Source organism: Shimwellia pseudoproteus (assembly GCF_016415625.1).
Taxonomy (GTDB): Bacteria; Pseudomonadota; Gammaproteobacteria; order Enterobacterales; family Enterobacteriaceae; genus Shimwellia; species Shimwellia pseudoproteus.
The window spans coordinates 70,802-78,945 of sequence record NZ_WBXP01000017.1 but is presented as its reverse complement, the minus strand read 5'-3'; the positions used below and the strand labels follow the sequence as shown (position 1 = coordinate 78,945).

The 8,144-nt window shown below is 53.8% G+C and carries 7 protein-coding genes and 1 riboswitch; of the genes, 2 read left to right on the top strand and 5 right to left on the bottom strand.

The genetic code is table 11. From position 1 onward, the window contains the following. Positions 1-305: 305 nt before the first annotated feature. Both murI and btuB read right to left on the bottom strand, forming a co-directional pair. Positions 306-1,157 carry a glutamate racemase gene (murI, locus tag F9C28_RS09900; RefSeq protein WP_199015048.1) on the bottom strand — a complete coding sequence of 284 codons (852 nt, stop codon included), beginning with the start codon at positions 1,155-1,157 and terminating at the stop codon, positions 306-308. After that, positions 1,102-2,973, bottom strand: a complete 1,872-nt coding sequence (gene btuB / locus F9C28_RS09895; protein ID WP_199015047.1) for a TonB-dependent vitamin B12 receptor BtuB — start codon at positions 2,971-2,973, stop codon at positions 1,102-1,104. The genes murI and btuB overlap by 56 nt, the downstream gene beginning before the upstream one ends. A gap of 66 nt (positions 2,974-3,039) precedes the next feature. Then, a riboswitch (cobalamin riboswitch) is annotated at positions 3,040-3,224 on the bottom strand. A gap of 116 nt (positions 3,225-3,340) precedes the next feature. Between btuB and trmA the strand changes: the two genes are divergently transcribed. Beyond that, complete coding sequence (trmA, locus tag F9C28_RS09890) at positions 3,341-4,444, top strand: tRNA (uridine(54)-C5)-methyltransferase TrmA (RefSeq protein ID WP_199015046.1); 1,104 nt, start codon at positions 3,341-3,343, stop codon at positions 4,442-4,444. Between the two features lie 56 nt (positions 4,445-4,500). On the opposite strand, the gene F9C28_RS09885 is transcribed toward trmA, so the two are convergent. Continuing rightward, entirely contained in the window at positions 4,501-4,860 is a 360-nt protein-coding gene (locus F9C28_RS09885; protein WP_199015045.1) for a YijD family membrane protein, read from the bottom strand. Beyond that, the gene (gene fabR, locus F9C28_RS09880; RefSeq protein ID WP_199015050.1) at positions 4,857-5,516 is read right to left on the bottom strand and encodes an HTH-type transcriptional repressor FabR; all 660 of its coding nucleotides are present in this window, start codon (positions 5,514-5,516) and stop codon (positions 4,857-4,859) included. The genes F9C28_RS09885 and fabR overlap by 4 nt, the downstream gene beginning before the upstream one ends. A gap of 199 nt (positions 5,517-5,715) precedes the next feature. On the opposite strand from fabR, the gene sthA reads away from it, so the two are divergent. Then, positions 5,716-7,116, top strand: a complete 1,401-nt coding sequence (gene sthA / locus F9C28_RS09875; protein WP_199015044.1) for a Si-specific NAD(P)(+) transhydrogenase — start codon at positions 5,716-5,718, stop codon at positions 7,114-7,116. Here the strand turns inward: sthA and oxyR are convergent. After that, positions 7,099-8,019 (bottom strand): DNA-binding transcriptional regulator OxyR, encoded by a 921-nt coding sequence (gene oxyR, locus F9C28_RS09870; RefSeq protein WP_199015043.1) that lies wholly within the window; start codon positions 8,017-8,019, stop codon positions 7,099-7,101. The two genes, sthA and oxyR, sit on opposite strands and share 18 nt — an antisense overlap. Positions 8,020-8,144: the final 125 nt, after the last annotated feature.

Here is an 8,144-nt window from a genome sequence, read left to right as displayed (position 1 = left end):
TTGCGACGTTAAGATATCAGTGCCTTAGAGTGCCCACACAGATTGTCTGATAAATTGTTAAAGAGCAGTGCGACGGCGCTGAGCGCTCTGTCGCGAGGTCCCGTATAATACGTTTTCCTCTTTCAAAGTCAACTGTTTATTTTCACGTTTCGTTACTCGTAAACTTTGTTTTCCTTTGCCTGACGGGCCGGTTTAGAAGCCGTTGTGCCGTGTCAGTGGAGGCGCATTATAGGGAGTTTCTGACGGCTGGCAACCCCTGTTTTTTAAATAATTTACCAACCGTCTCTTTTTTGTACAAAACCCCGTTAAAGTGGCAATTTTTCCAGCGACTGGAAGCCATAACGGGTCAATACGGGCAATAATCGCTCAGTTTGTGGTGTGTAATCCATGCAGAAGGCAATGTTCGGCCCACTGGATTTCTCATCCGGGGCATCATTCTCCAGTAACCACGCCGTACGCCTCGCAATGGCCGCCCCCGAATCCACCAGTCGGGTCCCTTCCGGCAGCACCTGTGCCAGCTCCTCACGTAATAGCGGGAAGTGGGTACACCCCAGTACCACTGTGTCAGGCGGCTCCGGCATCCGCAGCCACGGTCGCAGGATCTTACGCAGCGCATCGAGGCTCACCGGCTCACCATGCAGCTTCGCTTCCGCCAGTTCCACTAGCTCCGCAGACCCCAGCATCTCGATACGGCATTCAGAAGCAAAGCGCTCCACCAGCTCATGGGTGTAATGGCGTTTCACGGTGCCGCGGGTCGCCAGCAGGCCAACGGTCCCGTTCGCGGTTAACCGCGCGGCGGGCTTGATGGCGGGGACCACCCCCACGACCGGGAAGTTGAATCTCTCGCGCAATGCAGGCAGGGATACGGTACTGGCGGTATTACAGGCAACCACCATTAACGCCAGGGGATGGCGTTGCTGAACCGCGTTTGCTATCTCAACGACACGCTCAACAATAAACGCTTCGGTTTTCTCCCCATAAGGGAAGCCAACATTGTCGAACGCATAGATGTAATGTAAATCCGGCAATAACTGCCGGATTTCATCATAGACAGACAGCCCACCCACGCCAGAATCAAAAACCAGCACCGTGGGCCGTGCATCAGAAAGTGTAGCTGCCAGACAAGAAGTATTCTCGCCCTGCAGTTTGGTAGCCATAAACCGTCTCGTAATCTTTATCGAACAGGTTGGCTATTTTACCACGAACTGTAAGGTGTGAGGTCACCGGATAAGAGGCAGAAATATCAACCGTGCTATAACTCGGCAGAACCTGCTGCTGCGGGTTGTACTGTGACGTGTTGTTATCATAACGCTTGCCATAATACTGCCACGCAACGTCCATATCGACATCAAACATCGTCCAGTCCAGTTGGTACTTTGCCTGGCGTTTAGCGCGGCGCGCCAGCACTTCATCATTCTCGTCATTCCGCGGGTCAACATACTGCAACGTAATACGATGGCTAAAGATACCGGTATCAAAACTGCCGATCCATTCCACGCCTTTAATTGTCGCAGCGTTAATGTTGTCGTAAGCGCCGTCGTAGGTTACCGGATCGGAATAATAGGTGATCAGGTTAGATATTTTGTAGCGGTAGGCGGACAACCGCCAGTCCAGTGGGCCGGTTAACCCTTCCAGCCCGGCCTCCCACTGTTTTGATTCCTCCGGTTTCAGATTGGGGTTCGCCGCAATACCAAAGCGGTTGGAGCCAAACTGTTGCCCTAATGAAGGGGCCAGGAACCCAGTACCGTAAGAGAGCGTGACCCGGTAGTTATCAACAAACTGCCAGCCTGCGGAAGTTTGCCAGGTACCGTGCCAGCCAAACTGCTCATCATGATCTTCCCGGCCAGATGCCTCCAGGGTGACATCCCCGAACTGCTGCTGCCCGGTCAGGTACAGGCCGGTATCATCGCGTTTATAGCTGTCCGACACTGACGTATCTGACGACGTTAACCGCTGCTGCTGCCAGTCCACCCCCGCACTCACCGATCCGTGGCCAACAATCAGGTTATTTCCCCATTGCAGGTTACGCTGGGACATATTGTCCAGGGTGGTCCCGTCTTTATAACGCCCATAAATACTGCTGTAGTTGTAGTCCTTTACCTTCTGATAGCTGGCAATCAGCTGGGTGGAGTAAATACCGGAGTGATAATGCAGCCCCGTATCCCAGGCCTGATTGTACAGTTGCTCTTCATCTGCACTGTAGGCGGGCGAATACGGTGGACTGCCCAGATCATAGTCGACATTGTTGGTATAGCTGCGCACCCGGAAGAAGCCGTCCAGGCTGTCGCTGAATTTATGCTCTACCCCGCCCCAGAAGGTTTTATTGCGAAAACCGTCCCGATCCCGGTCATGGCTCCAGCTGGAGCCAGGCTGAACATTAAAGCCCTTCGTGGTTTCATAGGCCCCTGCCACCGTGGCCACCGTATCACCAAAGCGCTGGCGCAGCGTGCCATCGTACTGCTGGAACCCTTTAGAGCCCATGCCGACATTAATTTTCGACTCATCCGTGGGGCTGTGGGTGATGATATTGATCACCCCCCCCATGGCGCCGGAGCCATAAATCGCCGAACGCGGCCCGCGGATATACTCCACCCGCTGTACCAGGGAGAGGGGGATTTGATTAAGATCGGGGTTATTCGTAATACCCGGCCGGGTCACGGGAATGCCATCCACCAGTATCAGGGTCTGGCGGGTTTCGGTACCGCGGATAAACAGCGATGAGCTCTGCCCAAGGCCGCCGTACTGGGCAATATCGACCCCCGGCAGACGGCGCAGCACATCATTGAGCGATTTCGCCTGCCAGCGATCAATCTCTTCCCGGGTAACCACATCAATCGGGGCCAGCACGGTATTCACCGGCTGCTGAAAACGATTGGCGGTAACAACGATATTATTTTCGCCGGTATCTTGCGCCCAGCCAGAGGACGCCGTTACAGACAGTGCTGTAAGCAGCGGGGTGGTTATTTTTTTCATTATTAACTCAAAGCATCACTTAACAGGATGCCGCAGGCATAAGCTATAGCACGCTATGGTTATGCCAGGTGCGACGTGTCTCCGGCAGGTCTTCGGGCTTAGGGGTGTTAACGGATGATGACTTCCCACTTATATAAAGCAGTGTCTGCAGAGCACTCATCCACCTACCTTTACCGCTGCGCGTCAGCTCCAGATTTTAACTGGATTCCCTCTTCGCTCTTTGTAAAGAGACCGGAAACAGCATGCTACAAGTTGTTACTGACTCATGTCCAGCCACTTGAATTAGGTAACATTACCGACAGGAGGCTGGACATCATGACGCTAATCCCTACAATCCCGGCTAATGATTCATCACCTGGACCGAAGCATGACCCCTGAACACCTGCCAACCGGGCAATATGACGAACAACTGGCCGAAAAAGTGCAGCGCCTGCAAACCATGATGGCCCCTTTCTCTGCCCCCGCGCCTGAGGTTTTCCGCTCACCGGTCCGCCACTACCGTATGCGTGCCGAGTTTCGCATCTGGCATGATGATGATGATCTGTACCACATCATGTTTGATCAGCAGACCAAGCAGCGCATCCGGGTAGACAGCTTCCCGGCGGCCAGCGAACTGGTCAATACGCTGATGCCCGCAATGCTCAACGGCATTCGGCCAAATCAGGTGCTGCGGCATAAGCTGTTCCAGCTTGATTATTTGACCACCCTCAGCGGCCAGGCCGTGGTAACCCTGATTTACCACCGCCAGCTGGACGACGAATGGCGCGAACAGGCTACCGCCCTGCGGGACACATTGCGCGCCCGGGGCTTTGACGTGCAGTTTATTGGCCGCGCCACCAAAACCAAGATTGAGCTGGATCGCGACTATGTCGATGAGTGCCTGCCGGTCGCCGGTAAACAGATGATTTACCGCCAGGTGGAAAACAGCTTCACCCAGCCTAACGCCCAGGTAAATATTCATATGCTGGAATGGGCGCTGGACGCTACCCGGGGCTCCCGTGGCGACCTGCTGGAGCTCTATTGCGGAAACGGTAACTTCTCACTGGCGCTGGCGCGCAACTTTAACCAGGTGCTGGCAACGGAGATAGCGAAACCGTCCGTGGCAGCCGCACAGTTTAATATCGCCGCTAACCAGATTGATAACGTGCAAATTATCCGCATGTCCGCGGAAGAGTTTACCCAGGCAATGCATGGCGTGCGTGACTTTAACCGCCTGCAGGGGATTGATCTAAAAAGCTACCAGTGTGAAACCATTTTTGTCGATCCGCCGCGCAGTGGCCTGGACGCTGAAACCCTGAAAATGGTCCAGGGGTATCCGCGTATTCTGTACATTTCCTGTAATCCGCAGACACTTTGTGAAAACCTTGAGACCTTAAGCCAAACCCACCGCGTCGAGCGTCTGGCGCTGTTTGATCAGTTCCCCTACACCCACCATATGGAAAGCGGTGTCCTGCTGGTACGCAAAGACTAGTGGCAGAAAGCAAAACAGGGCGCCTGTGCGCCCTGTTTGGTTCAGCATCGACGGTATTAGTCAGAAATCGTGGCGTTACGCGATTTGATTTTAAAACCAATCCAGAACAGCAGCACCACAGACAGTACCGACGGCAGGAAGTTAGAGCCAATAGCCGGGTACTCCGCGCGCACTACCGCACTGTACAACAGCACCCCGAGAATAAAGCAGGCTGCCGCCAGGCCAGGTAGCCCCACTGGCATAGTTTGATTCTGGTAACGCTGATGCAGGCAGTACACCGCCAGCACCAGAGCAATAAGGGGGAATACCGAAAACGGAACAATTGAGCTAAATAACGCAGCACAGCTACCGTTGATTGACAGGCCGGCAATTAATGCCAGTAGCAAGGTGCCGCGTTCTTGGATAGACTGTTTCATTGCTTATCCTTTACTACCTCTTCAGATTTGAGTCCCACAGCGATCTTTTCCTGCTCGCGGCGGTACCAGTAATATGCTCCTTTGGAAATCATCCGGAGCTGTAACACAAGACGCTCTTCCAGTTGGCGACGTTGCTCTGTGTCCACATCGAGGGCTTCTGCCCCGGCGCTGAACACAATGGTGACCATGGCCTCGGCCTGGGCTTCCGTAAAGCTGCGCGGCATACGGTTTTCAAGCTCCAGGTAATCCGCAAGCTCGGCGATAAAATGCTGGATCTCACGGGCAACAGCAGCACGGAATGCCGCCGACGTACCGGAGCGCTCCCGCAGTAACAGCCGAAAAGCGTTGGGATTATTACCGATAAATTCCATAAATGTTGAGACAGAAGTGCGAATTACGCTACCGCCTCTGGCGATACGCTGGCGAGCCTGGCGCATCAGCTGGCGCAACATCAGCCCGCTTTCATCCACCATGGTTAACCCAAGCTCATCCACATCGCGGAAGTGGCGATAAAAAGACGTAGGAGCAATCCCGGCCTCTCTGGCCACTTCACGTAGACTCAGGCTGGCAAAACTTCGCTCGGCACTTAGCTGGCTAAACGCCGCTTCAACGAGGGAACGCCGCGTTTTTTCTTTTTGTTGCGCTCTGACACCCATCACTCTGCTTGAATCCTTCCACTCCCAATTGGGGCACTATACCAGAGTTTCACGCTACCCGGTTTGCGATGGTTTGTGAATGAATGTTTACGAATTATATCGCTGGAATTGGGCGAAAGCGCACAATGATAATTGGGTTACCACCACTTCGATGTTACTATCATGTTGCTTTTATGTATAAGAACAGGTAAGCCTTACCATGCCACATACCTACGATTATGATGCAATAGTGATTGGTTCCGGTCCCGGGGGCGAGGGCGCTTCCATGGGCCTCGTTAAACAAGGCCAGCGTGTCGCCGTCGTTGAGCGATATAATAATGTTGGCGGGGGCTGTACACACTGGGGAACTATCCCTTCCAAAGCCCTTCGCCACGCCGTTAGCCGCATTATCGAATTTAACCAAAACCCGCTCTACAGCGACCACACCCGTCTGCTTCGCTCCTCTTTCGCCGACATTCTCAACCATACCGACAGCGTGATTAACCAGCAGACCACGATGCGCCAGGGATTTTATGAGCGTAACCGCTGCGAAATGCTGAGTGGCCATGCCCGATTTGTTGATGAGCACACCATCGCCCTGGAGTGCGAGGACGGCACCGTCGAGACCATCACCAGCGAGAAGTTTATTATCGCCTGTGGTTCCCGGCCCTACCGCCCGACAGACGTCGATTTCACCCACCCGCGCATTTACGACAGCGATTCAATCCTCAGCCTGCACCATGAACCGCGCCATGTGATTATTTACGGTGCCGGGGTCATTGGCTGTGAATACGCGTCTATCTTTCGCGGCATGAATGTCAAAGTCGATTTGATTAACACCCGCGACCGGCTGCTGGCCTTCCTCGACCAGGAGATGTCAGATTCTCTGTCGTATCATTTCTGGAACAGTGGCGTGGTTATCCGCCATAACGAAGAATATGAGCGTATTGAAGGGGTGGAAGATGGCGTTATTGTCCATCTGAAGTCCGGTAAAAAGGTCAAGTCAGACTGCCTGCTGTACGCCAATGGCCGTACCGGGAATACCGATAGCATGGACTTACACAACGTCGGCCTTGAAGTAGATGGCCGTGGCTTGTTGAAAGTAAACAGCATGTACCAAACCGCGCAGCCACACATTTATGCGGTGGGGGACGTTATCGGTTACCCAAGCCTGGCGTCTGCGGCTTATGACCAGGGGCGTATTGCCGCCCAGGCCATGGTAAAAGGCGAAGCCACAGCCCATCTGATTGAGGATATCCCGACCGGGATCTACACCATTCCTGAAATCAGCTCGGTGGGGAAAACCGAACAGCAGCTCACCGCGATGAAAGTGCCTTATGAAGTGGGACGCGCGCAATTTAAGCACCTGGCGCGGGCGCAAATCGTCGGCATGAATGTCGGATCGCTAAAGATCCTCTTTCATCGTGAAACCAAAGAGATCCTCGGGATCCACTGCTTTGGTGAGCGCGCCGCCGAGATAATCCACATCGGCCAGGCCATCATGGAGCAGAAAGGCGGTGGTAACACGATTGAGTACTTCGTTAACACCACCTTTAACTACCCGACAATGGCTGAAGCCTACCGGGTTGCTGCATTAAACGGTTTAAATCGTCTGTTTTAGTTTCTCGTCAAAGTGGCTATCCATCTGACTACGGATGGCCTCTGCCAGCTGCTCATAGCGGCTGCGCAGCGGTGAACCTGGACGATATACCAGCCCCACCGTACGCCGGGGTTCTGGTTTATAGCACGGCAGATAAACCACGCCGTCACGGCGGCGTTCTGTCGGTACTGACAGGGCCGGTAACAGCGTAATGCCGCTGCCGGCTGCTACCATATTACGCAGGGTTTCCAGACTGGTTGCCCGGAAGTGGGTGTCTTCATCAGCCCCGGCTTCAAAGCAGAAACCCATTGCCTGGTCACGTAAGCAGTGGCCGTCTTCCAGCATCAGTAACTTCTCACCGGCCAGGTCCGACATCGGGACTTTGTCACGGTTAGTCGCCCAGGGATGATCGTCATAAATCGCCAGCACCATCGGCTCATCAAACAGCGGCACTTCAATAAATGCCTCGCTCTCTTTGACCAGCGCCAAAATCGCGCAGTCGAGCTTGCCGCTATCCAGCTGCGCCAGCAGCTGATGGGTCTGCGCTTCATGCAGGTACATCTCCAGCTTCGGGAATGTCTGATGCAGCATGGGGATAATTTGTGGCAGCAAATACGGCCCAACGGTCGGAATTAAGCCAATATGCAGCGGGCCCGACATGGTTTCACCCTGCTGGCTGGCCATCTCCTTCAGGACTTTAACTTCCCGTAATACCGTGCGTGCCTGTTCCACCAGCAGCAAACCTGCCTGTGTGAATAAGACTTTGCGGCTGGTTCTTTCCAGCAGCATAACGCCCAGTTCATCTTCCAGCTTCCGAATTTGCCCACTCAGCGTAGGCTGACTCACATGGCATGAATCCGCAGCGCGCCGAAAATGGCGATGCTCGGCAAGTGCGACAAGATACTCCAGATCACGAATATTCATTAATCATCCTCCACCGCCACGATAGTTCATGGCGATAGAAAGCATAGCAACCAACGATTATCCCTATCAAGTGCCCTGGGTGATAATCCTCATCAGCAACTGGAAACCTGGTGTTTACATTTTGT